The 24,827-nt window shown below is 65.6% G+C and carries 15 protein-coding genes; 9 read left to right on the forward strand and 6 right to left on the reverse strand.

Annotated elements, in window-relative coordinates; genetic code table 11:
* Positions 1–29: 29 nt before the first annotated feature.
* The 9 genes from J2X50_RS06965 (at position 30) to glpK (ending at position 10,668) form a co-directional block, all read left to right on the forward strand.
* The gene (locus J2X50_RS06965) at positions 30–1,091 is read left to right on the forward strand and encodes an ABC transporter ATP-binding protein (protein ID WP_429093273.1); all 1,062 of its coding nucleotides are present in this window, start codon (positions 30–32) and stop codon (positions 1,089–1,091) included.
* A gap of 376 nt (positions 1,092–1,467) precedes the next feature.
* The gene (gene glpD / locus J2X50_RS06970) at positions 1,468–2,994 is read left to right on the forward strand and encodes a glycerol-3-phosphate dehydrogenase (RefSeq protein WP_429093276.1); all 1,527 of its coding nucleotides are present in this window, start codon (positions 1,468–1,470) and stop codon (positions 2,992–2,994) included.
* A gap of 38 nt (positions 2,995–3,032) precedes the next feature.
* Complete coding sequence (locus J2X50_RS06975; RefSeq protein WP_429093279.1) at positions 3,033–4,115, forward strand: ABC transporter ATP-binding protein; 1,083 nt, start codon at positions 3,033–3,035, stop codon at positions 4,113–4,115.
* A gap of 9 nt (positions 4,116–4,124) precedes the next feature.
* A complete protein-coding gene (locus J2X50_RS06980; protein WP_429093281.1) occupies positions 4,125–5,192 on the forward strand; it encodes an ABC transporter ATP-binding protein in 1,068 nt (355 codons plus the stop codon).
* A gap of 2 nt (positions 5,193–5,194) precedes the next feature.
* On the forward strand, positions 5,195–6,061 hold the full coding sequence (locus tag J2X50_RS06985) for a carbohydrate ABC transporter permease (RefSeq protein ID WP_347968254.1): 867 nt from the start codon (positions 5,195–5,197) through the stop codon (positions 6,059–6,061).
* Position 6,062: 1 nt separating this feature from the next.
* Positions 6,063–6,998 (forward strand): carbohydrate ABC transporter permease, encoded by a 936-nt coding sequence (locus tag J2X50_RS06990; protein WP_429093284.1) that lies wholly within the window; start codon positions 6,063–6,065, stop codon positions 6,996–6,998.
* Positions 6,999–7,010: 12 nt separating this feature from the next.
* Entirely contained in the window at positions 7,011–7,292 is a 282-nt protein-coding gene (locus J2X50_RS06995; protein ID WP_347968255.1) for a DUF2160 domain-containing protein, read from the forward strand.
* Positions 7,293–7,362: 70 nt separating this feature from the next.
* Positions 7,363–9,087: an ABC transporter substrate-binding protein gene (locus J2X50_RS07000; protein WP_429093287.1), complete on the forward strand. Its 1,725-nt coding sequence runs from the start codon at positions 7,363–7,365 to the stop codon at positions 9,085–9,087.
* Between the two features lie 87 nt (positions 9,088–9,174).
* A complete protein-coding gene (glpK, locus tag J2X50_RS07005; RefSeq protein WP_429093290.1) occupies positions 9,175–10,668 on the forward strand; it encodes a glycerol kinase GlpK in 1,494 nt (497 codons plus the stop codon).
* Between the two features lie 9 nt (positions 10,669–10,677).
* On the opposite strand, the gene J2X50_RS07010 is transcribed toward glpK, so the two are convergent.
* From J2X50_RS07010 to J2X50_RS07035, 6 genes are all read right to left on the reverse strand, one after another.
* Positions 10,678–11,754, reverse strand: a complete 1,077-nt coding sequence (locus J2X50_RS07010; protein ID WP_429093293.1) for an NAD(P)H-dependent flavin oxidoreductase — start codon at positions 11,752–11,754, stop codon at positions 10,678–10,680.
* A gap of 26 nt (positions 11,755–11,780) precedes the next feature.
* Positions 11,781–12,545 carry a heme ABC transporter permease gene (locus J2X50_RS07015; RefSeq protein WP_340035873.1) on the reverse strand — a complete coding sequence of 255 codons (765 nt, stop codon included), beginning with the start codon at positions 12,543–12,545 and terminating at the stop codon, positions 11,781–11,783.
* Positions 12,546–12,670: 125 nt separating this feature from the next.
* Positions 12,671–14,437: a glucan ABC transporter ATP-binding protein/ permease gene (locus J2X50_RS07020; RefSeq protein ID WP_429093296.1), complete on the reverse strand. Its 1,767-nt coding sequence runs from the start codon at positions 14,435–14,437 to the stop codon at positions 12,671–12,673.
* 246 nt (positions 14,438–14,683) lie between these two features.
* Positions 14,684–23,233, reverse strand: a complete 8,550-nt coding sequence (locus J2X50_RS07025) for a GH36-type glycosyl hydrolase domain-containing protein (protein WP_429093299.1) — start codon at positions 23,231–23,233, stop codon at positions 14,684–14,686.
* Positions 23,234–23,572: 339 nt separating this feature from the next.
* Entirely contained in the window at positions 23,573–24,145 is a 573-nt protein-coding gene (locus J2X50_RS07030; RefSeq protein ID WP_429093302.1) for an NADPH-dependent FMN reductase, read from the reverse strand.
* A gap of 108 nt (positions 24,146–24,253) precedes the next feature.
* On the reverse strand, positions 24,254–24,826 hold the full coding sequence (locus J2X50_RS07035) for a HutD/Ves family protein (protein WP_429093746.1): 573 nt from the start codon (positions 24,824–24,826) through the stop codon (positions 24,254–24,256).
* Between the last annotated feature and the right edge of the window lies 1 nt (position 24,827).

Consider the following 24,827-nt stretch of genomic DNA (forward strand, 5'->3'; position numbering starts at 1 on the left):
GTGCAGAGGGAAAATTGTTCGGAGGTTTCATGGGTACGATTTCGCTCCAGAAGGTCGGCAAGCGCTACGGCGGCACCGAGATCATCAGGGATCTCGACCTCGACATCTCGGACGGCGAGTTCGTCGTCATCGTCGGCCCGTCCGGCTGCGGCAAGTCCACGCTTTTGCGCATGATCGCCGGCCTCGAGGAAACAACCTCGGGCCGCCTCACCATCGACGGCCGCGACGTCACCAAGGCGCCGCCGGTCGAACGCCAGCTCGCCATGGTGTTCCAGTCCTACGCGCTCTACCCGCACATGACCGTGCGCCAAAACATGGGCTTCGGGCTGAAGCTGGCGAAGCTGTCATCGGACGCCATCAAGGCCAAGGTCGACCAGGCCGCCGAAACGCTGAAGCTCACCCACCTGCTCGACCGCTACCCGCGCCAGCTGTCGGGCGGCCAGCGCCAGCGCGTCGCCATCGGCCGCGCCATCGTGCGCCAGCCGGTCGCCTTCCTGTTCGACGAGCCGCTGTCCAACCTCGACGCGGCACTGCGCGTCGACATGCGCCTCGAGATCGCCAAGCTGCACCGCTCGCTCGGCGCCACCATGATCTACGTCACCCACGACCAGGTCGAGGCGATGACGCTGGCCGATCGCATCGTCGTGCTCAAGGAGGGCCGCGTCATGCAGCACGGCAGCCCGCACGAGCTCTACGAACGACCCGCCAACCTGTTCGTCGCCCAGTTCATCGGCAGCCCTAAGATGAACGTGCTCGCCTGCGCGCCGTCAGGCGACGGCAGGCTCGACCTCTCGGGCCAGGGCACGCTGTCCCTCGCCTTTTCCGGCGCGCCGACCCAGCTCGGCGCCCGTCCCGAACATCTCAGCCTGGTCGCGCCCGAGGCCGGCAATTGCCGCGGCACGGTCGAGGTCGCCGAATATCTCGGCGGCAACACCAGCGTCTTCGTCCGCAACGACAAGCTCGGACTGATCAATGTCAGCGCGACTGCCGACACCTCGGTGCGCATCGGCGAGACGGTCGGTATTGCCATCGACGGCGCCCGCGCCTCGTTGTTCGACGCCCAGGGCACGGCGATAGCATCAGCCCTCTGACAGGCAGTATGGCCGGGTCGAGTGGCCCGGCCACGGTACGAAATCCGGTTTCGCTTTTGATTTCGTCACCTCGACACGAAACTCTCCACGCCCAGCTGCCTTGCCTAGGCCGATCTGGCCTGTTTCGCGTCTCCTGCCCGCGCGCCTGACCACAGCCACTTTCCCTGCATCACCGCATACTTTCTGGTTCATCGGCCGATCCTCCGATACTCGGCGGCTTGGTGCGAACATCCGACTTTCGACGTCCACAGGCGCGCGCCTGCCGACGCAGCGTGGCGCGGTACATTTCGTTTGACATTCGTTCGAGTTTCGCTTTACCTCAAATAACTCTTCGAAAAAGCACAGATTTGCTGCACTGCGAAAAGGCGACGAAGGCGTGGGCGGACCAGAACTGCACGACATTTTCGTCATCGGCGGTGGCATCAACGGGTGCGGGATCGCCCGCGACGCAGTGGGCCGCGGCTACTCGGTCTACCTGGCCGAAATGGACGACCTCGCCAGCGGCACCTCGTCATTCTCGACCAAGCTCATTCACGGCGGCCTGCGTTATCTCGAGCACTACGAGTTCCGCCTCGTGCGCGAGGCGTTGATGGAACGCGAGGTGCTGTGGAAGAACGCGCCGCACATCATCTGGCCGATGCGGTTCGTGCTGCCGCACGCCGAGGGCCTGCGGCCCGCCTGGCTGCTGCGGCTCGGCCTGTTCCTCTACGACCACATCGGCGGCCGCAAGCTCCTGCCCGCCACGCGGACGCTCGACATGCGCAGCGATCCGGCGGGCAAGCCGCTCAAGCCGATCTTCAGGCGCGCCTTCGAATATTCGGACGGCTGGGTCAACGACGCCCGCCTCGTGGTGCTCAACGCCCGCGACGCGGCGGACCGCGGCGCCATCATCCGCACCCGCACGAAGGTGACGGCCGCCCGGCGCGAAAACGGCCACTGGGTCGTCAAGACGGAGAACCTGCGCAGCGGCGCTGTCCAGGAGATCAAGGCGCGGCTGATCGTCAATGCAGCCGGTCCATGGGTCGACCGGGTGCTGGCCGAAACGGTCGGGCAGGATGTCCACAACGTGCGGCTCGTACAGGGTAGCCACATCGTTGTGCGCAAGAAGTTCGACGATCCACGCGCCTATTTCTTCCAGAACAAAGACGGCCGGATCATTTTCGCCATCCCCTACGAGGACGACTTCACCCTGATCGGCACCACCGACCAGGATTATGACGGCGACCCGCGCAGCGCGAGGATCAGCCAGACAGAGATCGACTATCTCTGCAATGCGGCGAGCGAGTATTTTGCCGAGCCGGTCAAGCCCGAGCATATCGTCTGGACCTATTCCGGCGTGCGCCCTCTCTATGACGACGGCGCCAGCAAGGCGCAGGAAGCGACGCGCGACTATGTGCTGAAGGCGGACGGCGGCAACGGCCAGGCGCCGATCGTCAACGTCTTCGGCGGCAAGATCACCACCTACCGGCGCCTCGCCGAGTCGATGCTCGAGATCATCGAGAAGCGTCTCGGCCGGAAGGGCCAGCCCTGGACCGCGACCGCGGCGCTGCCCGGAGGCGAGTTCGAGGCGACCGCCTTCGATGCCGAGGTTGCCAAGCTGAAGGCCGCCTATCCGTTTCTGGACATGCGCCTGGCGCGGCGCCTGACCCGTCTCTACGGAACGCGGGCGAAGGCGCTGCTGGGACTGGCGAAATCCGAAGCCGACCTCGGGCGCAATTTCGGCGCCGACCTCTACGAGGCCGAGGTCCGCTACCTTGTCGACAAGGAATGGGCCGTCACCGCCGACGACATATTGTGGCGGCGCACCAAGCGAGGCCTGAAGCTCGGCAAGGACCAAAAGGCAGTCCTCGAAGAATTTCTGCACGGAATAAGCCCAGGTGCGCGCAACGCCGCTGCGGAATAGGCTTTGTGCCTGGTTCTGCCCACGGGAGGAGGCGAACAATGCTGGAACTCAGGAATGTAACCAAGACGGTGGCGGGCGCGGACCATATCCGCGACGCCTCGCTCACGCTTCGGCACGGCAGCCTCAACGTCCTCCTGGGGCCGACGCTTTCGGGCAAGACCAGCCTGATGCGGCTGATGGCCGGGCTGGACAAGCCGACCTCGGGCTCCGTCTGGTTCGACGGCACGGACGTGACCGGCGTGCCGGTCCAGAAGCGCAACATCGCCATGGTCTACCAGCAGTTCATCAACTACCCGGCGATGACCGTCTACGACAACATCGCTTCGCCGCTGCGCGTCGCCGGCGCTGACAAGGGACGCATCGACAGCGAGGTACGGCGCGCGGCAGAACTCCTGAAGCTGACCCCTTATCTCGACCGCACGCCGCTCAACCTTTCCGGCGGCCAGCAGCAGCGGACCGCGCTTGCCCGCGCCATCGTCAAGAACGCCAAGCTGGTGCTGCTCGACGAGCCGCTGGCGAACCTCGACTACAAGCTGCGCGAGGAGCTGCGCGCCGAACTGCCGAAGATCTTCGCCGAGACCGGCGCGATCTTCGTCTACGCCACGACCGAACCGCACGAGGCGCTGCTGCTCGGCGGCAATGTCGCGACCCTTTCGGAGGGCAGGATCACCCAGTTCGGCCCGACGATCGAGGTATTCCGCAAGCCGAACGACCTGATCACCGCGCGGACCTTCGCCGATCCGCCGCTCAACACCATCGTCTTGAAGAAGAGCGGCAGCACCTTCCTCATCGATGGCAGCGTCAGCCTTCCGGTTCCGGCCGAACTGGCCGGTATCGCCGATGCCAGCTACACGATCGGCTTCCAGCCCCATCATCTTTCCTTCGAGAAGCGCACCGCGGACGCCGTGGGCGTCAGGGCAAAGGTCTCGGTCACGGAAATCACCGGCTCGGAAAGCTTCGTGCATCTCAACTTCGCCGACGCCCGGTGGGTGATGCTCACCCATGGCATCAGGGACATCGAGCCCGACGAGACTGTCGAAGTGTTCATCGATCCGCGCCACGTCATGGTGTTTGACGCCGAAGGGCGCGCCGCCATGCCCGCGCAGCCGCTGGCCGCATAGGAGGACGTGATGGCACGCATCGACCTCAGCCATATCCGCCATGCCTACGGCCCCAACCCGAAATCGGGCAAGGACTACGCGCTCAAGGAAGTGCACCACACCTTCGAGGACGGCGGCGCCTATGCGCTGCTCGGCCCGTCCGGCTGCGGCAAGACCACGCTGCTCAACATCATCTCGGGCCTGCTGCACCCGTCGCACGGGCAGTTGCTGTTCAACGGCAAGGACGTCACGCGGCTGTCGACGCAGGAGCGCAACATCGCCCAGGTGTTCCAGTTCCCGGTGATCTACGACACCATGACGGTCTACGACAATCTCGCCTTCCCCTTGCGCAACCGCGGCGTCGCCGAAGCCGAGGTCGACCGCAAGGTGCGCGAAACCCTCGACATGATCGACCTCGCGAACTGGGCGAAGCGCAAGGCGCGCGGACTGACCGCCGACCAGAAGCAGAAGATCTCGCTCGGGCGCGGGCTCGTGCGCTCCGACGTCAACGCCATCCTCTTCGACGAGCCGCTGACGGTCATCGACCCGCACATGAAATGGGTGCTGCGATCGCAGTTGAAGCAGCTTCACCGCCGCTTCGGCTACACCATGATCTATGTCACGCACGACCAGACCGAGGCGCTGACCTTCGCCGACAAGGTCGTCGTCATGTATGACGGCGAGATCGTCCAGATCGGCACGCCGGCCGAACTGTTCGAGCGGCCCAAGCACACATTCGTCGGCTATTTCATCGGCTCGCCCGGCATGAACGTCATGCCCGTGTCGGTCGAGGGCAGACAGGCTCGGCTCGGCGCCCACGTCATCGAGCTGCCTGGTACGCCGAAGGCCGCCGATGGCGCGATCGAACTCGGCATCCGGCCCGAATATGTGCGGGTCGGCCGCAGCGGCATGCCGGTAGCGGTCCACAAGGTCGAGGACATCGGCCGCCACAAGGTGGTGCGCGCCAGGCTCGAAGGGCGCGAGATCGCGGCCGTCATCGGCGAAGACGACGAGGTGCCGGCGGACCCGCATGTCAGCTTCGATCCGGCCGGCATCAACCTCTACGACAAGTCCTGGCGCGTCGAGATGGGAGCCTGACCATGGAAAAGACCTGGAACAACAAAGCCTGGTTCATGGTGCTTCCGGTGCTCGTGCTGGTGGCCTTCTCGGCGGTCATCCCGCTGATGACGGTGGTCAACTACTCGGTCCAGGACACGTTCGGCGGCAACCAGTTCTTCTGGGCCGGCAGCGAGTGGTTCGAGGAAATCCTGAGTTCCGACCGCTTCTGGGAAGCGATGGGCCGCAACCTCATCTTCTCGGCGATCATCCTCGCAATCGAGGTCCCGCTCGGCATCTTCATCGCGCTCAACATGCCGCGCAAGGGCTGGGGCGTGCCGGTGTGCCTGGTGCTCATGGCGCTGCCGCTGCTGATCCCGTGGAACGTCGTCGGCACGATCTGGCAGGTCTTCGGCCGCATCGACATCGGCCTGCTCGGCTATACGCTGTCGGCGCTCGGCTTCGACTACAACTACGTCAACGACCCGTTCGACGCCTGGGTCACCGTCATCGTCATGGATGTCTGGCACTGGACCAGCCTGGTCGTCCTGCTCTGCTATGCCGGCCTCGTGTCCATCCCGGACGCCTTCTACCAGGCGGCCAAGATCGACGGCGCCTCGCGCTGGGCGGTGTTCCGCTACATCCAGCTGCCGAAGATGCAGCGCGTTCTGCTCATCGCCGTGCTGCTGCGCTTCATGGACTCGTTCATGATCTACACCGAGCCCTTCGTCGTGACCGGCGGCGGCCCCGGCAACTCGACCACCTTCCTGTCGATCGACCTCGTCAAGATGGCGGTCGGCCAGTTCGACCTCGGCCCGGCCGCGGCGATGTCCATCATCTACTTCCTCATCATCCTCCTGCTGTCATGGGTCTTCTACACCGTGATGACCAACTACGACGCGGAGCGCTGAAATGAGCGGCGCAAGGGAAACTGTCGTGAATGCGGACAAGGACGGCGTCATGCGAACCGCAGGGACAGCGACGGCACTGCAGCGCGGCGGCGCTTCGGACGAGGCGCTGGCCCGCCGCATGAAGCGGCGCGGCGAGGAATCGCGCTTCTGGTGGGTCGTGCCCACCCTCTACATCGTCTTCCTGATGCTGCCGATCTACTGGCTCATCAACATGAGCTTCAAGACCAACCAGGAGATCCTGGGCACCTTCTCGCTCTGGCCGCAGAACCCGACGCTGCGCAACTACGCGGTCATCTTCTCCGATTCCTCCTGGTATTCGGGCTACATCAACTCGATCATCTACGTGGTCATGAACACCGTGATCTCGATCACGGTCGCGCTGCCCGCCGCCTACGCCTTTTCGCGCTATCGCTTCCTGGGCGACAAGCACCTGTTCTTCTGGCTGCTCACCAACCGCATGGCGCCGCCGGCGGTGTTCGCCCTGCCCTTCTTCCAGCTCTATTCGGCCTTCGGGCTCATCGACACGCATATCGCGGTCGCGCTCGCCCACTGCCTGTTCAACGTGCCTCTGGCGGTGTGGATCCTCGAGGGCTTCATGTCGGGCGTGCCGAAGGAAATCGACGAAACCGCCTATATCGACGGCTATTCCTTCCCGCGCTTCTTCGTGAAGATCTTCATACCGCTGATCGCCAGCGGCATCGGCGTCGCGGCCTTCTTCACCTTCATGTTCTCGTGGGTGGAGCTTCTGATCGCCCGCACGCTGACGACCACCGACGCCAAGCCCATCGCCGCCATCATGACCCGCACCGTCTCGGCTTCGGGGCTCGACTGGGGCGTGCTTTCGGCCGCCGGCGTGCTGACCATCATCCCGGGCGCGCTCGTGATCTGGTTCGTCCGCAACTACATCGCCAAGGGCTTCGCCCTGGGCCGCGTCTGAGGAGCAACGACCATGAACTTCTCGTGGATGGCATGGACGCTTCCGACGGCGACGTTCTTCATCACCATCTTCCTGCTGCTCGCGGGCATGGCCGTCTGGGAATATTTCTCGCCGGGCGGCAACCCGCGGGTCGGCATCCTGCGCTTCGAGACGACCCGCGGCGACAGGCTGTTCGTGTCGCTGCTGGGCAGCGCTTTCATTCAACTCGCATGGCTGGGTCTGGTCGGACCCAACCTGTGGTGGGCTCTCGCTCTCGCAGTGGTCTACGCCATCGGCGTGTTCCGCTACGTCTGAGGGGGAAGGATTGGCGCCACGGCACGTGCCGCGGCACCAGCAATTGCAACTTTGTTCTGGGAGGACTGCAATGCGACTGAGAATACTGACGTCAACTAGCGTGCTCGCACTTATCCTGGGCGCCGGCAATGCCTATGCCGGCATGGAGGAGGCAAAGGCCTTCCTCGATGCCGAGATCGGCGACATGTCGACGCTCGACCGCGCGGCGCAGGAAGCGGAGATGCAGTGGTTCATCGACGCCGCCAAGCCGTTCGCCGGCATGGACATCAAGGTCGTTTCCGAAACGATCACCACCCATGAATACGAGTCCAAGACTCTCGCCAAGGCGTTCTCGGAAATCACCGGCATCAAGGTCACCCACGACCTGATCGGCGAAGGCGACGTCGTCGAAAAGCTGCAGACGCAGATGCAGTCGGGCGAAAACGTCTACGACGCCTACATCAACGACAGCGACCTCATCGGCACGCACTGGCGCTACCAGCAGGCCCGAAACCTGACCGACTGGATGGCCAACGAGGGCAAGGACGTCACCAACCCGAACCTCGACATCGACGACTTCATCGGCAAGTCGTTCACCACCGCTCCCGACGGCAAGCTCTACCAGTTGCCCGACCAGCAGTTCGCGAACCTCTACTGGTTCCGCTACGACTGGTTCAACGACGAGAAGAACAAGGCCGACTTCAAGGCCAAGTATGGCTACGACCTCGGCGTGCCGGTCAACTGGTCGGCCTACGAGGACATCGCCGAGTTCTTCACCGGCAAGGAGATCGACGGCAAGAAGGTCTATGGCCACATGGACTACGGCAAGAAGGATCCCTCGCTCGGCTGGCGCTTCACCGACGCCTGGCTGTCGATGGCCGGCAACGGCGACAAGGGCATCCCGAACGGCAAGCCGGTCGACGAATGGGGCATCAAGGTCGACGCCAACTCGCGCCCGGTCGGCTCCTGCGTCGCGCGCGGCGGCGACACCAACGGCCCTGCCGCCGTCTACTCGATCGAGAAGTACCTCGACTGGATGAAGAAGTACGCCCCGGCGGCAGCGCAGGGCATGACCTTCTCCGAATCCGGCCCTGTGCCGGCACAGGGCGAGGTCGCGCAGCAGATCTTCTGGTACACCGCCTTCACCGCCGACATGGTCAAGGACGGCCTGCCAGTGGTGAATGCCGACGGCACGCCGAAGTGGCGCATGGCCCCCTCGCCGCACGGCGTCTACTGGAAGGACGGCATGAAGCTGGGCTACCAGGACGCCGGCTCGTGGACGCTGCTCAAGTCGACGCCGGACGATCGCGCCAAGGCCGCCTGGCTCTACGCGCAATTCGTCACCTCGAAGACCGTGGATGTGAAGAAGAGCCATGTCGGCCTGACCTTCATCCGCGAATCGACCCTGCAGCACAAGAGCTTCACCGAACGGGCGCCGAAGCTCGGCGGCCTGATCGAGTTCTACCGCTCGCCGGCCCGCGTGCAGTGGACCCCGACCGGCACGAACGTTCCGGACTACCCGAAGCTGGCGCAGCTGTGGTGGCAGGCGATCGGCGACGCCTCCTCCGGCGCCAAGACCGCTCAGGAAGCGATGGACTCGCTCTGCGCTGAGCAGGAAAAGGTGCTCGGGCGTCTCGAACGCGCCGGCATCCAGGGCGACATCGGCCCGAAGCTGGCGGAAGAGAAGGATCTCGCCTACTGGAATGCAGATGCCGTCAAGAACGGGAATCTCGCGCCGCAGCTGAAGATCGAGAACGAGAAGGAAAAGCCGATCACCGTCAACTACGACGAGCTGGTCAAGAGCTGGAGCAAATAAGCCATCGGGCGAACAAACGCCCGGCGGAACATTGGGGAGACGGCGCCAGCCGCCTCCCCTATTCATAGGTGACTGCAGGAGAGGGACATGAGCGGTTTTGTCTTGGCCATCGACCAGGGCACGACGTCCAGCCGGGCGATCGTGTTCGACGGGTCGATGAAGGTGGCCGGCGTCGGGCAGAAGGAATTCACCCAGCATTTTCCCGCCTCGGGCTGGGTCGAACACGACCCCGAGGAAATCTGGGAAAGCGTCGTCGCGACCTGCAGGACAGCCTTGAAGAAAGCCGGCAAGACGGCCGCCGACATCTCGGCCATCGGCATCACCAATCAACGCGAGACCGTCGTCATCTGGGACAAGGCGAGCGGCAAGCCGATTCACAACGCCATCGTCTGGCAGGACAGGCGCACGGCGCCGCTCTGCGCCAAGCTGAAAAAGCAGGGCCTGGAACCGAAGTTCACGCGCAAGACCGGCCTGCTGCTCGATCCCTATTTTTCGGGCACCAAGATCTCCTGGCTGCTGGACAGGGTAAAAGGCGCCCGCAAGCGCGCCGAGCGCGGCGAGCTGCTCGCCGGCACCATCGACAGCTTCCTGATCTGGCGGCTCACCGGCGGCAAGGTGCATGCGACTGACGCCACCAACGCGTCGCGGACCCTGGTCTACAACATCGAGAAGAACGAATGGGACGCCGAGCTGCTCGACATCCTGCGCATCCCCGCAACCCTTCTGCCGGAGGTCAAGGATTGCGCGGCTGACTACGGCGTGACGGAGAAGGCGCTGTTCGGCGCCGAAATCCCGATCCTCGGCGTCGCCGGTGACCAGCAGGCGGCCACCATCGGCCAGGCCTGCTTCGAGCCGGGCATGATGAAATCGACCTACGGCACCGGCTGCTTCGCGCTGCTGAACACCGGCGGCGACGTCGTGCGCTCGAAGAACCGCCTCCTGGCCACCATCGCCTACAGGCTCGACGGCAAGACGACCTATGCGCTCGAGGGCTCGATCTTCATCGCGGGCGCCGCGGTGCAATGGCTTCGCGACGGCATCAAGGTGATCGGCAAGGCCGAGCACAGCGGCCAACTCGCCGCCAAGGCCGACGATACCCAGAACGTCTACTTGGTGCCGGCCTTCGTCGGGCTCGGGGCGCCGCACTGGGATGCCGATGCGCGCGGCGCGATCTACGGCCTCACCCGCAATACCGGGCCGGAGGAGTTCGCGCGAGCCGCGCTGGAGTCCGTCGCCTACCAGACCCGCGACCTGCTCGACGCCATGAAGAAGGACTGGAAGGGCTCCAACGGCAAGACGGTGCTGCGGGTCGACGGCGGCATGGTCGCCTCGGATTGGACCATGCAGCGGCTGGCCGACATACTGGACGCACCTGTCGACCGGCCGACGGTGCTGGAAACCACCGCCCTCGGCGCCGCCTGGCTCGCTGGCTCCCGCGCCGGCGTCTGGCCCAAGGCCAAGCAGTTCGCCAAGGCATGGGCGCTCGACCGACAGTTCAAGCCGGCCATGGACGCCAATGTCCGGGCGACCAAGCTCAAGGGATGGCAGGAGGCGGTTCGGCGCACACTGACCGCGAGGTAGCGCGCCGTCCTATCCGGCGAGCTTGCGAAACAGCGCCTGCGCCTCGGCGGCAAGGGTGCGCGTCAGTTCGCCGGCGGGCATCTCGCGCCCCAGGCGCGCCGCCTGCCCCGACCAGAGCGACATGAAGTCGCCCGAGCCCTTCGGCTCGGACGCTGCCCTGAGCGGCGCCAGCGCACCGCCCGCCAGGGGAAAGTCGGGGGCCATGCCGGACAGCGGGCCGACCTCGCGCATGACGCGGTTGACGATGCCGCGCGCCGGACGGCCGGTGAAGATGTTGGTCAGCGCGGTCGAATCGTCCTTGGCGGAACTGAGCGCAGCCTTGTGTGGCGCCGGCACCTTGGCCTCCGGACAGAACAGATAGGCCGTGCCGATCTGGACGGCGGATGCGCCGAGGGCGAATGCGGCGACGATGCCGCGCGCGTCGCCGATGCCGCCAGCCGCGATCACCGGCACCTTCACCGCATCGACCACCTGCGGCACGAGCGCGAACGTGCCCGCCTGGTTGGCGACGTCGTCGGTCAGGAATATGCCGCGATGGCCGCCGGCTTCGGCGCCCTGGGCGACAATGACGTCGCAGCCGCGCTGCTCGAGCCAGACCGCCTCGCCGGCCGTGGTGGCCGACGACAGCACCTTCGCGCCCGTCGCCTTCACCCGGTCGAGCAGCCGGCCCTCGGGCAGGCCGAAATGGAAGCTCACCACTTCCGGCCGGAACTCCTCGACCATCGCGCAGAAATCGTCATCGAAGGGCGCGCGCCCGGTACGCGGCGCAGGGGCGGCGGGATCGAGCCCCAATTCGAGGTAGAAAGGTTCGAGCCGCTTCTTCCACGCGGCTTCGCGCGCGGCGTCCTCATGCGGCGGCCTGTGGCAGAAGAAATTGACGTTGATCGGCTGCGAGGTGCGCTGGCGAACGATGCCGAGTTCGGCGCGCGCCTTTTCCAGCGTCATCAGCGCGCAGGGTAGACCGCCCAAGCCACCGGCCTCGGACACCGCGACCACCATCTCGGAATCGACCGGCCCCGCCATCGGCGCCTGCAGGATAGGAAGGTCGAGGCCCAGGAGATCAAGAATGCGTCGATCGGGCCACATGATGACTTCCTCCCGTTTCAGACGGTTCAGGACTGGCGGCGATCAGCCCTTCGTGCCGCGATCTGGCGCATCGCCATCACGCGCCGGCGCCAGATTTCTGTCCGCATCGCCATTAGATGCAGAGTGAAGAACAGAAGGGTAAAGCCAAGCGCCATGACCATGAGGGGCCAGAGCAGGCTCGGATGGATGGTCGGGCCGTCGAGCCGGAAGACCGAGGCCGGCTGGTGAAGGGTGTTCCACCACTCGACCGAGAACTTGATGATCGGAATGTTGACGAAGCCGACGAGCGTGATGACCGCCGCCGAGCGCGCCGACCGAGCCGGGTCGTCGAGGGCGCGGGTCAGCGCGATGATGCCGAGATACATCAGGAAAAGCACGAAGACGGAGGTCAGGCGGGCGTCCCACACCCACCAGGTGCCCCACATCGGCTTGCCCCAGATCGAGCCGGTGATCAGCGCCAGCGCCGTGAAGACCGCGCCCACGGGGGCCGCGGACTTGAGCGCCACGTCGGCCAGGGGATGCCGCCAGACCAGCGTGCCCAGCGCCGAGATCGACATCACCGTGTAGCACATCATCGCCAACCAGGCGAAAGGCACGTGGATGTACATGATGCGGACGGTGACGCCCTGCTGGTAGTCGCCCGGGGCGGTAAAGCCGAGATAGAGCCCGACCGCGAGCACGAGCGCGGCGGCACTTGCCAGCCAGGGCACGACCTTGTCCACCAGCGCGATGAATCGCGTCGGGTTGGCGAGATCGCTGAAACGCCAAGCCTGGGAGGTCGTCTGGGTCATGGACGCTACATAGCCGCCCCGGCCTTCCTCCGCAATCGGCCGCAGCGTCGCGGGGCAAAGCGAGCGGGGCGCTCCCGGCCTGGCCGAGGACGCCCCGCAGCCTATTCAGACGGAGAGGCGAACGCTCAGGCGGCCTCTTCGATATGGGTGACGCGACGGACTTCCTCGTCGTCGAGCAGGCCACCTGCCCTGAGCAGCGCCGCAAAGCGGCCGTTGCGTGCCGACAGCTCGCCGAAGCCGCCCATCTCGACGATGCGGCCGCGATCCATGAACACCACGAGATCGGCGTCGCGGACCGTGCTCAGCCGATGGGCGATGATGAAGGTCGTGCGACCTTCGCGCAGCATGTCTATCGCCGCCTTGACGCGGTTCTCGGTCTCGACGTCGAGGGCGCTCGTCGCTTCGTCGAGGACCAGGATGGGCGCGCTCTTGAGGATGGCACGGGCGATGGCGATGCGCTGGCGCTCGCCGCCCGACAGGGCTCCGCCGCGCTCGCCGACGAAGGTGTCGTAGCCTTCGCTCTTGGACAGGATGAAGTCCTGCGCGGCGGCGGCCGCCGCCGCGGCGTGGACTTCCTCGTTGCTCGCGCCAGCGCGGCCGACGCGGATGTTGTCCTCGATCGAGCGGTTGAGCAGGCCAGCGTCCTGGAACACCGTCGCGATCGAATGACGCAGCGACTTCCGCGTCACCGTGCGGGTGTCGACGCCGTCGATCAGGATGCGGCCGTGCTCGGGCGTGTGCACGCGCTGCAAGAGGTTGATGAGGGTCGTCTTGCCGGCGCCAGTGGGGCCGACGATGGCGACCGTCTGGCCGGCACGCACCTCGAAGGACACATCCGTCACGCCCTGGCCGGAATTCGGGAACTCGAAGCTGACGTTGTCGAAACGGACATGGCCGGTAACGCTTTCCAGATCGCGCAGGCCTTCCGGCTCGCGGTAGTCGGTCGCGGAATCCTCCATGCGGTAGAATTCCTCGAGCTTGGCGCGAGCGTCGAAAATCTGGTTGGCGAAGTTGGAAACCTGGTCGAGGCGGCTGATCAGCAAGGTGGCGAAACCGGTGAACGCGACGATGTCGCCGATGCGCAGCTCGCCGCGCGTCACCAGGTAGGCGCCGATGAGCAGGACCACGATCATGGAGACCGTCGACGACAGCCGGTGCAAGGCGGAAGCCAGCGCCCACCAGTCGAGCACCGGGTTCTGCGCCGTGATCAGCGCACGCACGTAGTTGCGCAGCGACTCGGTTTCCTGGCCGAGGCGGTTGTAGCTCTGCAGTACCGCGACGTTGCTGACGGAGTCGGAGACGTGCGAGAATACCTGGTGATGATGGCGCTCGACCATCGCCTGACCTTCCTTGGTCTTGCGCATGACGAGGCGGCCGATGGCGACGTAGAGAGCGCCGAGGCCTATCAGTACCATCGACATGCGCACGTCCATCGCGAAGGCGGTGGGGATGAGCAGCAGCAGCGCTACGCCGGTCGACAGGTGCGTGCGCATGAATTCGAGCCACAGGGTGAACAGCGAGTCCACCGCGCGCAGCAGCGTGTGCAGCGAATGCGACGTCCCGCGCTTCTGATGCCAGGCGAGCGGCATGGTGATCACGCGCTCGAAGGACTGGCACAGCACCTCGGCACGGCGCGCGTGGGCGAGACGATCGGCACCGCGCGCCACCAGCACGAAGGCTATGATGTTGAACGCGCCGAAGCTCGCCCAGAGCGCCATCGTCGGCACAACTTCCGATTTTCCGGCGATCGCATCGATGATGCGGCCGAACAGGATCGGCTCGGCGATGGTCACGATAGCCAACACGATATTGGCAGCGGAGATCAGCGCAACCTTCTTGCCATCGGCGGCAAGGTAGCGGAGGGCTCTCCAATAAACCTCAAGCAAAGACACTTTGGTACCCCTTGAGTCCCGTCCGTCCCTTTATTGTGCAGTGCACCATAGGCCGACAGATAGCGGCCGGTTGTCCGCAAGACAATGCGCACATAGCCGCTCGGTTCAAAAATTTCGAACAAAACATTTCAACGACCAGTAATCTGGTGTGATGCCATAAGGATTTGAGAACTAACGAAAAAAGGCATCGTTGCGGCGAAATGATGACGAAGATGCGCGACGCTTGGCAGCAGTCCGCCCCCGGCCTCAGGCCGGGATGCGGATCAAGACGTCGACTTCACCGCCGTCGCGCAGGGCAAACGAGGCGTCCTTGCTCTTGACGCCGTCGACCTCTGCTTTCGCAGCTTTAGCGGCTTTATCCCTCACGACACGCAACCTGTAGATGGTTCCGCCCAATCGCAGCGTCGCCGCATACCCCTCCCAATGCTTCGGTATGGCGGGGGCAACGACCATGCGATCGCCGCGCCGGCTGATGCCCAATATGCCCTCAACCGCTGCGCGATAAAGCCAGCCGGCGGATCCTGTGTACCAGGTCCAGCCGCCCCGCCCTGCCTTGGCGCCTTCGGAATAGATGTCGGCGGCCACGACATAGGGCTCGACCCGGTAGGTGTCGGCGGCCTTCTCGTCGAGGGCATGGTTGACCGGATTGAGCATCGACAGGCAGCGATAGGCCTCGTCCGCCTGCCCCATCTCGGCCAGCGCTATCACGAACCAGGTCGCGGCATGGGTATATTGCCCGCCGTTCTCGCGCACACCCGGCGGGTAGCTCTTGATGTAGCCGGGATCCTTGTCGGTGTCGGCGAAGGGCGGGGTAAACAGCTTGATGATGCCCAGCTCATCATCGACCAGCCGCCTGGTCGCCTGCTCCATGGCGGTGCGCGACCGGGCCGGGTCGCCCTCGCCCGAGAGCACGCTCCACGACTGCGCGATCGAATCGATCTGGCACTCCTCGGAATTGCGCGAACCGAGCGGCGTGCCGTCGTCGAAGCTGCCGCGCCGATACCATTCGCCGTCCCAGGCTGCATTCTCCAGGGCCCGCTTCAGGGCATTGGCATGCTTGTCCCAGGCGCTCGCTCGTTTCGAATCGCCCTCCGCCTTGGCCAGCGGCACGAAGTCGTTGAGCGTCTTGAGCAGGAACCAGCCGAGCCAGACGCTGTCGCCCTTGCCCTGTTCGCCGACCCGGTTCATGCCGTCGTTCCAGTCGCCACCGAGGATCAGCGGCAGGCCGTTGCGGGCGGTCCGCTTGACCGCGATGTCCAGCGCCCGGGCACAATGCTCGTACAGGTTCGCGACCTTGGTCGATGGCTCCGGCGTGAAGAAGGCATCGTGCTCGCCCGGATTGAGCGCCTGGCCCTCGATGAAGGGCAGCCGCTCGGACAGGATCGATACGTCGCCGGTGACCGAAACATAGCGGGCCGCGGCATAGGCCAGCCAGACCACGTCGTCGGAGATCATCGTGCGGACGCCGGCCCCGGTGCGCGGCAACCACCAGTGCTGGACGTCGCCCTCCGGGAACTGCCGGCCGGCGGCATTGAGGATCTGCTCGCGGGCAAGGCTCGCATCGTGCATCAGGAGCGCCAGCGTGTCCTGCAACTGGTCGCGGAAGCCGAATGCGCCACTCGCCTGGTAGAAGGCCGAGCGGGCGCGTATGCGGCAGGCGAGGCTCTGGTAGGGCAGCCAGTGGTTGACCATCGCATCGAGCGCCTTGTCGGGCGTCTCGACCTCGATGGTGCCGAGGAAAGCGCGCCAGTTGCGCTGGTTCTCCTCGAACCGCTCGTCGAAGCCTCGCTTGAGATGCCGTGCAAGCAGCGTGCGCGCCTCATCCTGCGAAGCTGCGTCGCCGAGCAGCCAGAGCAGCGACACCGAGCCCCCGGCGGGAACGTCGATGTCCCTGGCGATGGCAGCGCAGGGATCGACGCCGGCTTCGACCCTGCCCGACAGTTCGGCCCCGAGCAGCACCGCACGCGGAGCCTCGACTGTTCCACCCGCGCCGATGAACTCCTGGCGGTCGGCGGTCACCGAACCGACCTTGCCGTCGGTCGCCATGAAGGCGACGCGCTCGCCAAATTCGAGGCCATAGCTGTTGCGGGCCGACATCATGCCGGTTGCGTCGTCGAAGGCCGGAACGATGTTCGGGGCCGTCTTGGCGCGACTGTTACCCAGTACCCACTCGGCATAGGCATAGACCCGGAGCTTGACCGGCGTAGCCCCCGAATTCTCGATCTTCAGCCGGGATATCCTGACCGGATCGACGGGATCGACCAGGTGCGTCAGTTCCGTCGTCAGCGACCCGCGCTTGGAGCGGAAAGTCGAAAATCCCTGGCCGTGCCGCGCCTCGTAGCTCGCCCCCGGCTCCCGGGAGACGGCAGCGATGGGCGAATGCACACGGCCCGTGGCGCGGTCGAAGACGTAGATCGCCTCGCCCGGCCGGTTGGTGACCGGGTCGTTGGTCCATGGCGTCAGCTGGTAGTCGCGGCTGTTGCGGCTCCAGGTGAACGTGGCGCCTTCGGCCGAGCTGTGGAAGCCGAAGCCCGGGTTGGCGACGACGTTGATCCAGGGTTGCGGCGTCGCACGATTGCCGTTGAGGCGCACGACATATTCGCGTCCCCCCGCGTCGAAGCCGCCATAGCCGTTCCAGTGATCGAGCCCGTCGCCGCCCTGCTTGCGGGCGTTGCGGGACGGCGACGACTGGAGCATCGCCGGCTCCGCCCGGCCGGCGGTCTGCGCGGCCGCCAGCGCATCGCGCGCCTGGAGTGCGGCAGCCTCGGCACGCTCGATCTGGTCGAAGATAGTGCCGTTGCGGGTGTGCAGGCAGACGCGCGCGAAGGCGAGAAGCGTACGATAGGACGTCTCGTCCATGAGGTCGCGGCGCACCGCGAAGATGTGCTGGCGCGGGCCGAGCTCCTTGCCGCGCAGGCGGCTGTTCTCGCACAGCGCCTCGATCGCCTGCTGCAGGTCCTGGACGTAGGACGAGGCCTGCTCGTTGACGATGACGAGGTCGGCAACGAGGCCCCGGGCGCGCATGTATTCCTGGAAGCGCAGCGCCTGGGCGATGATGTCGATGTCGGCGATGTCCCCGATCCGGATGGCGAGGATCGGGAAGTCGCCGGAAATCGCCATCGGCCAGAGTTCGGACTGGCTGCCCAGGCCCGAGGCGATGGCGTCGGCAGAAAGGCGCAGGAAGGGATCGGGATAGATCAGGTAGCGCGCGAGCTTCTGGACGTTGGCCGCATCCGCAAGGCTGAGGCCGAGGTGCCGGGTCTGCACCTGCGAACGGGTCCACGACAGCATGGCCTGGCGCTGGAAGCTCTCGGGATGGTCGAGCTTGGCCATCGTCTCCTCGAGCTCGTCCCGGGTCGAGCCGACGATGGTCCAGAACGTGAGCGACACCTTCTTGTTGGCCGGCACGCGGACGCGGCGGCGAAGTGCCGCCACCGGATCGAGGGTGAAGCCCGCGCTTCCGGACAGCTTTGCACCGGGATCGAAGGCCGCCGGATCGGCGATGGTGCGGCCACGGCCGATGAAAGCGCGGCGGTCGGTCTCGGCCTCGGTGTCGCGCGCCAGCCCCGACTGGTCGGTGACGAAATGCGCGGCGACGATAGACGCTTCGTCCGCCGAGCGCTTGCGACGGGTGGCGAGGATGGCGCTGCCGTTGTGGGTGACTTCGGTCTCGACGAACATCTTCGAGAACGCCGGATGGGCGTTGTCGTTGACCTCGGGCGCGAGCACCAGTTCGGCGAAGGACGTCACCTCGATGTGGCGGTCGACGGCGGCGTCGTTCCAGATCACCAGGCGACGTGCCTCGCCGTTGCCTTCCGACACCACGATGCACTCGACCTCCGAGCGCAGGGTGCCCACGGTCTTGATGAAATTGGCCTTGTCATCGCAGAAGACGGTCTGCACCTGCTCGCCGGTGGCGCGCTTGGGTTCGGCGGTCGCCGACCACCAGTCCCCGGTCTCGGTATCGCGCAGGAACAGATATGCCCCCAACCGGTCCTCCGTCGGATCCGGCTGCCAGCGGGTGATGGCCATGTCGTTCCAGCGGCTGTAGCCAGATCCGGTGGCGGTCACCATCACCGTATACTGCCCGTTCGACATCAGGTTGGTGGAGCGCAGCGCCCGCATCGGGTTGAGCACGAGGCGCGTGTCGGCGGCGTGTTCGACCGTCTCGTCCTTGGTGCGCTCGCCAGCGTCGGTGCGGACGGTCGCCACGGGAATGTCGCGCGGCGCCTTTTCCTGCAGCAGCAGTTCGGCCGCCTCGATCACCTGGTCGCTGTGGAAGCGATCGCGCATGCGGCCTTCGAAGATCACGTTGGCAACGGCGACGATCGACATGCCCTGGTGGTGGGCCATGTAGTTGTAGACGACGGCATGGTTGGCGCCTTCGGGCACGCGCTGCGGCGTGAAGTCGACCGCGTCATAGTAGCCGTAGCGTCCGAGCGCCCCGATCTTGCGCAGGCGCCTGAGATTGGCGGTCGCCTCGGCCGGCAGGAACTGCGCGGCCAGCACGGTGGCATAGGGCGCGATGACGGTGTTCTGGCCGAGACCGCGCTTGAGGCCCAGCCCCGGCACGCCGAAGTTGGTGTACTGATAGGTGAGCTCGCGATCGCGGCCGTTGTATGCCGCTTCCGAAATGCCCCACGGTATGCCCTTCGAGCGGCCGTACTGCATCTGCCGCCGGACAATCAGCTTGTTGGTCTGGTTGAGGATGCCGCCCTGTGGCTCCTTCATCACCAGCGGCGGCATCAGGTACTCGAACATCGAGCCCGACCAGGACATCAGCGCGCCGCGGAAGCCGATTTCCACGATCGGCCGGCCGAGACGGAACCAATGCTCGGTGGGCACGTCGCCCTTGGCGATGGCAAACAGGCTGGTCAGGCGGGCTTCCGACGCCAGCAGGTCGTAGCAGCTTTCGTCGAGCTGGTGCTCCTCGACCCGGTAGCCGATCGACAGGAGCTTGCGCTCCTTGCGCATCAGGAACGAGAAGTTCATCTCGAAGGCGAAGCGGCGGGCCCGCTCGCGCAGCTCGACCAGCTTGCCGCGCAATGCTGCCACCGACTGGTCGTCGGCGTGCGAATCCTGGACATGCGCCTCGCAGGTCGCTTCCAGGCTCCTGGCCCACTCGGCCAGCACTTCGCTCTTGGTCGAACCGGCCTCGTTGTGGATGGCGCCGGCGAGCTTACGGATCTCGCCCGACAGGACCGCCAGGTTGATGGTGCGGATCGAGGCCATCTCGGGCTGCGACTTGACCGCTTCCACGGCCCTGCGCATGCCGTCGATGCGGTCGTTCAGGCGCTGCCGCAGCGGGCGCAGCTGCCTGCGGTCGTCCGGCAGGTCGGCAAGGCTCTCCTCGATGATCGAGACGATGTCGAGAATGCCCTCGAAATCGCCCTGCAGGTGCACGGACGGCGCCTCGGCCCATTCGGAGCAGGCGGCCGCCACCGCGACCAGATGGCCGGCGAGATTGCCGCTGTCGACGCTCGACACATAGAGGGGATAGAGCGGCTTGAGGGTCGTCGTCTCGTACCAGTTGTAGAGATGGCCGCGGAAGCGATCCATCTTCTCGATGGTCGAGATCGTGGCATCGATGCGCGCCACCGCGTCCGTGAGGCTGATCCAGCCGAAGTCACGCGCCGATATCACCGACAGCATGTACACGCCGATGTTGGTCGGCGAGGTACGGTTGGCGACTACGCCGGTCGGGTTCTCCTGAAAGTTGTCCGGCGGCAGGTGGTTCTGCTCAGCCGTCACGAAGGTCTCGAAATAATGCCAGGTCCGTCGCGCCACGGTGCGCAGCATATGCACGTCCCAGGGCCGTACATGCAGGCGGTCCTCGGTTTCGGCCGAGCGGCTGATGAGCCAGGCAAAAGCAGGCGATCCGGCCCAGAAGACGGCGAAGGCGAAGGCGACGAAGGCACCGGTCGAATCGGTCAGCACCGGCGGCACCAGCCCGACGGCGGCGATGACGACCGCGCCGTACATCATGCGGTAGTAAGCCGCGAGGTCGTTGCCGCCGGACTTGTGCGCCTGCGAAGCCGTGCGCCACTCAAGCAGGTTCTTGCGGCTGACGAACAGGCGATAGAGCGTGCGGATGATGGCATCGCCCATCATCCAGGCGAGATGGGCCATGAGCACGACCTTGAGGGCGACCATGGCGGTGCCGAAGGCCAGATCGCGCCCGAGCGCACTGAAGTGGCCGCGGGCCGTGGCGTCGCGGTTCTTCGGCAGGATGGCGTCGATGATGTCGAAGGTCGGCGCCATGAACAGGCTGAGGATCAAGAGCGCCTGCCACTGCGCGGCCTGCGTGAACGGCAGCAGGGTCCAGCCGGCGATCGCCGCCATGACCCAGAAGATCGGGGTCAGCGAGCGGCGAAGGTTGTCGACCATCTTCCAGCGCGACAGCGCCGACACGCCCGACTTCGGATCGAGGATGTAGCCGAGCAGCTGCCAGTCGCCGCGGGCCCAGCGATGCTGGCGCGAGGCGTCCACCGAATAGCGGGTCGGATAGTCCTCGACCACTTCGACGTCGGTCACGAGCGCCGAGCGGGCGAGCGCGCCTTCGAGCAGGTCGTGGCTGAGCACCGCGTTCTCGGCGATGCGCCCCTTGAGCGCCGCTTCCATGGCGTCGATGTGGTAAAGCCCCTTGCCGGTGAAGGTGCCCTCGCCGAAGACGTCCTGGTAGAGGTCGGAGACGGCAAAGACGTAAGGGTCGAGGCCGCGGTTGGCCGAGAACACGCGCTGGAAGAACGACGCCTCGTCGCCGGTGGTGAGCGAGGGCGTCACGCGGGGCTGCAGGATGGCATAGCCCGCGGTCACCACGCGCCGTTCGGCGTCGAACTCCGGCTTGTTCAGCGGATGGCACATCTTGCCGACGAGCTTCGTCACCACGCCGCGCGTCATGCGCGTGTCAGCGTCCAGCGTCACGACATGGACGACGTTCTCCGGCAGCGGGACGTCGGTCGGCATGAAGGTCGTGTCGCCGTCGCCGCGCAACAAAAGGTTCAGCTCGTGCAGCTTGCCGCGCTTGCGCTCCCATCCCATCCAGCAGCCCTGCCCCGGATTGTAGAGGCGCCTGCGGTGCAGCAGGTAGAAGCGTGGCGCTCCCTCGGTCGGGTAGCGCTGGTTGAGACGGGCGATCTCGCGGCGGGCATATTCATAGATCTCGCGATCGCCGCCGGAAATCTCGGCCTGGCTGTCCGGCCAGTCCGACAGCAGCGCGAAGTGGATCTCGCCGGCCATGTTGGCAAGGTGATGCACCTCGATGTTGCGGATACTCTCCTCGACGTCGTCTCGCGAACCGATCAGCGACGGAACCACGACCAGCGTGCGGGCCTCCGCCGGCACCCCGTCGCGGAATTCGTATCCGACAAGGCGGGTGGGTTCGAGGAATTTCAGGACGATCGTGTTGAAGAACGCAAGGGCGCCTTCGCTCGCCGGGACCGAAAACAGCACCAGCATCAGCGCGATCGCCGAGGTCGGCAGACCGAGGGCGGCGAGCGCGTTGCCGGCCAGGAGCAGCAGCAGTGCGGTCAGTGCGAAGACCGGCAGCACGATGCCCAGCCAGTTGGTCTTGCGGAAGGCGCGATGGACGATCCTGCCGAAAGGTGGGCGATAGCCGATGGCCTGCTCGAGTTCCGGCCGGCGTGGCCCGACGAGGAAGAAGCCCACGTCGGCGCAGTCTTTCTGCATCACGACGTCGGCGGGCGCCGGCTGATGGGCGTCGGCGAAATCCGTCGCCTGCTCGGCCACCTGGTATTCGGACAGCTTGGAATAGCGCGCCAGGTGCTCGATCGCCGTACGGTACTGGTCGCGCGACGCAAAATCGAGGTCGGCGTAGTTGGTGCGCTCGCGCAGCAGCGCATCGACGCGGCTGACGTCCTCGAACCAGACGGTCCAGTCCTGGTCGTTGATCAGGCGCAGTCCGCGGATGATGTTGCCCGTGGTGACGTTGCCGCTCGACAGCGTGCGGTGTTCGCCGATGATGATCTCTTCAGCGTCGCTGCCCGACTTCTCGAGCTCGTTCTCCAGCCAGATCAAAGCCTTGCCGGCGTTCTGCGAACCATCGCGCAAGCGATAGAGCAGTTGCGTCGCAAAGGTCGTATCGCGGGCGTATTCGGCATAGCCCTTGAGCAGGGCGAGGCCGTCGTCCTGTTCCTGCAGCGCCTGCAGGCGGTCGGCGACGTCGTTGGCGACGGCCCGCATGTCGCGGGCGCGGTTCACCCTGACGGCGATGCGGCGCAGGTTCTCCACCAGCACGAATCGCAGCAGCGACGGCAGCGCCCACAACTCGCCGATGTGGAGCGGCTCGACCGACTGGTAGCCCTCCACGATCGCCTTGAACATGTGTGCCGACACCGTGCTGTCGGAATGGGCGACATAGACCCATGCGATGGCGAGTGCGCGCGGCACCGACTGGCCTGGCGCGATCTCGATCGTCGGCAGCTCGCGGTAGAATCGCTTCGGCAGGTCGCGCTTGACCTGGTAGATCGTCTCCTCGACGAGGTAGTTGTTGTCGAGCAGCCACTGCGCGGCAGGCGTGATCGGCTCGCCCCTGCCCTGTGCCGCATTGGTGTCGCGGTAGACCTGCAGGATCTTCTTGGCGCTCTCGCGGATGCGGGCGTGGAAGTCGAAGGCCTCCAGGCCGTGATAGGACCGCAGTTCCTTGCGCGCCATGCTCTCGCCGGTCGCGCGCAGCCGGTCTTCATGCAGCACAGTCGCCCTGATCGGCTGCTCGGCGACAGCCGGCAAGTTCGGCACTGCGTCTTTGATGCGGCGTGGGTCCGTCTGAATATTCATCTACAACATTTCCGTTTGACAGAAAGTCCGCGGCGTCTGCCGGCGTCGCGGACCTGTCGCATAACCGATTCAGGCAGGAACTGGTTGCACCGCAACAGGTCGACCGCTCTTGCATCACGATTGAGTGAAAATATGGCGTCGTCGTCGCCTACGCCGCCATGCGCCTCATAGCAATGCCGGGAACGGATCGGAACGGGCAGATTCCGGCTTTTTCGTGTTCGGAGCTGGTTCTTGCCATGGTTCCGACCTCCCAGCGGAACTTCGATCTGTCTCGTGCCTAGCCGGCCCTGCCTCACGGCAACGACCGGCCCAGACTGGAGCGCCACCGCGCTCCGGCCGTCATCGGGTGCGCGGCAGGACGGTATAGACCCTCACAATGAAGGCATTGAACTCGGCCATGTAGTTCTTGAGGAAATCGGCGGTGCCTTCGTTCGTCACCTCGCCGTCGTCGGTGATCAGGCCCGGCTTGAACTGGATGTAAGCCTCCGGCGCGTTCATCTGCGGCGAATTGCAGAAGCTCAGCACGCTGCGCAGGCTCTGTTGGGCGACGGCCGTGCCGATGGCGCCGGGCGACGTGCCGATGACGGCGGACGGCTTGCGCGTGAAGGAATTCTTGCCGTAGGGCCGGCTGGCCCAGTCGATGGCGTTCTTCAAGCCGCCGGGAATCGAGCGGTTATATTCCGGCGTGACGAACAACACGGCGTCGACATCGGAAAGGGCCTGCTTGAAGGCGCGCGCCGGCGGCGGGAAGTCGGCATCGTAGTCGTAGCTGTAGAGTGGCAGGTCGCGGAAGGAAATCTCTTCCATTTCCAGCTGCTTCGGCGCCAGCCGCACCAGGGCCTTGGCCAGCTTGCGGTTGATCGAGCCGGCCGCGAGGCTGCCGACGAAATAACCGACTTTGTAGGTGTCCATGGCATCGCCTCCATCCGCCGTCGGCTGCCGACCGCCGGCCTGACTACCCTCCGCTGGAGGATAGTCGGCCACTGCGGCCCGCTTGTCACGGGCGAAATTGAGGCGGCTTCAGGAAGGAGCGATCGTCACCTGCAATATCCGGGCTCGCTCCGCAGGCTCGATCGCAAGCACCGCGGGGCCTTCGACATGAAGCGCGTCGAACCGCCCGATCCGGATGGACCCTGCACCGTTCGCAACGTTCGCCGCACCTGCTTCGACGAAGACGAGGCAGGCGCCCGACTCGATGGCGAGTTCGCCCGGTGCCGCCAACTGCAAGCGCCGAACCTCATGGCCGAAACGGCCACGCCGGGTCATCACGTTGAAATCGAGCACCGGCCCTTCGATCAGCGTCGCCGCAGTCGCGACGTCGCCGGGAAAGGCGTAAGGGCCCGACTGTGGATCGAGCACAGCCGGGGCGGCATCGCCCGCCTCCAGCCGCATCACACCTTCCAGTACGGTCAAGGTACGGTCGATGCCGGGGAAGACCGAGAACGGACCGCCGGCTGCGACCTGGGCCATCGAGATGCGCCAGTCGAATTCATCGAACCCGGCCGCGGGCGGCCAGGCGATGATTTCGGTGGTCACGCCGCCGCCGTTCTTCCACGGCGTGGGGCGGCAGTCGGCATGACGGATGACGTGCATG

It is taken from the genome of Aminobacter sp. BE322 (genome assembly GCF_050433525.1).
Taxonomy (GTDB): domain Bacteria; phylum Pseudomonadota; class Alphaproteobacteria; order Rhizobiales; family Rhizobiaceae; genus Aminobacter.

Excerpts from the sequence above, each read along its gene's own strand:
- J2X50_RS07000 (WP_429093287.1), top strand. The coding sequence starts at position 7,363 with ATGCGACTGAGAATACTGACGTCAACTAGCGTGCTCGCACTTATCCTG.
- J2X50_RS06995 (WP_347968255.1), top strand. The coding sequence starts at position 7,011 with ATGAACTTCTCGTGGATGGCATGGACGCTTCCGACGGCGACGTTCTTC.
- J2X50_RS06985 (WP_347968254.1), top strand. The coding sequence starts at position 5,195 with ATGGAAAAGACCTGGAACAACAAAGCCTGGTTCATGGTGCTTCCGGTG.
- J2X50_RS06965 (WP_429093273.1), top strand. The coding sequence starts at position 30 with ATGGGTACGATTTCGCTCCAGAAGGTCGGCAAGCGCTACGGCGGCACC.
- glpK (WP_429093290.1), top strand. The coding sequence starts at position 9,175 with ATGAGCGGTTTTGTCTTGGCCATCGACCAGGGCACGACGTCCAGCCGG.
- J2X50_RS07035 (WP_429093746.1), bottom strand. The coding sequence starts at position 24,826 with ATGCACGTCATCCGTCATGCCGACTGCCGCCCCACGCCGTGGAAGAAC.
- J2X50_RS06990 (WP_429093284.1), top strand. The coding sequence starts at position 6,063 with ATGAGCGGCGCAAGGGAAACTGTCGTGAATGCGGACAAGGACGGCGTC.
- J2X50_RS07030 (WP_429093302.1), bottom strand. The coding sequence starts at position 24,145 with ATGGACACCTACAAAGTCGGTTATTTCGTCGGCAGCCTCGCGGCCGGC.
- J2X50_RS07025 (WP_429093299.1), bottom strand. The coding sequence starts at position 23,233 with ATGAATATTCAGACGGACCCACGCCGCATCAAAGACGCAGTGCCGAAC.
- J2X50_RS06980 (WP_429093281.1), top strand. The coding sequence starts at position 4,125 with ATGGCACGCATCGACCTCAGCCATATCCGCCATGCCTACGGCCCCAAC.
- J2X50_RS06975 (WP_429093279.1), top strand. The coding sequence starts at position 3,033 with ATGCTGGAACTCAGGAATGTAACCAAGACGGTGGCGGGCGCGGACCAT.
- J2X50_RS07010 (WP_429093293.1), bottom strand. The coding sequence starts at position 11,754 with ATGTGGCCCGATCGACGCATTCTTGATCTCCTGGGCCTCGACCTTCCT.
- J2X50_RS07015 (WP_340035873.1), bottom strand. The coding sequence starts at position 12,545 with ATGACCCAGACGACCTCCCAGGCTTGGCGTTTCAGCGATCTCGCCAAC.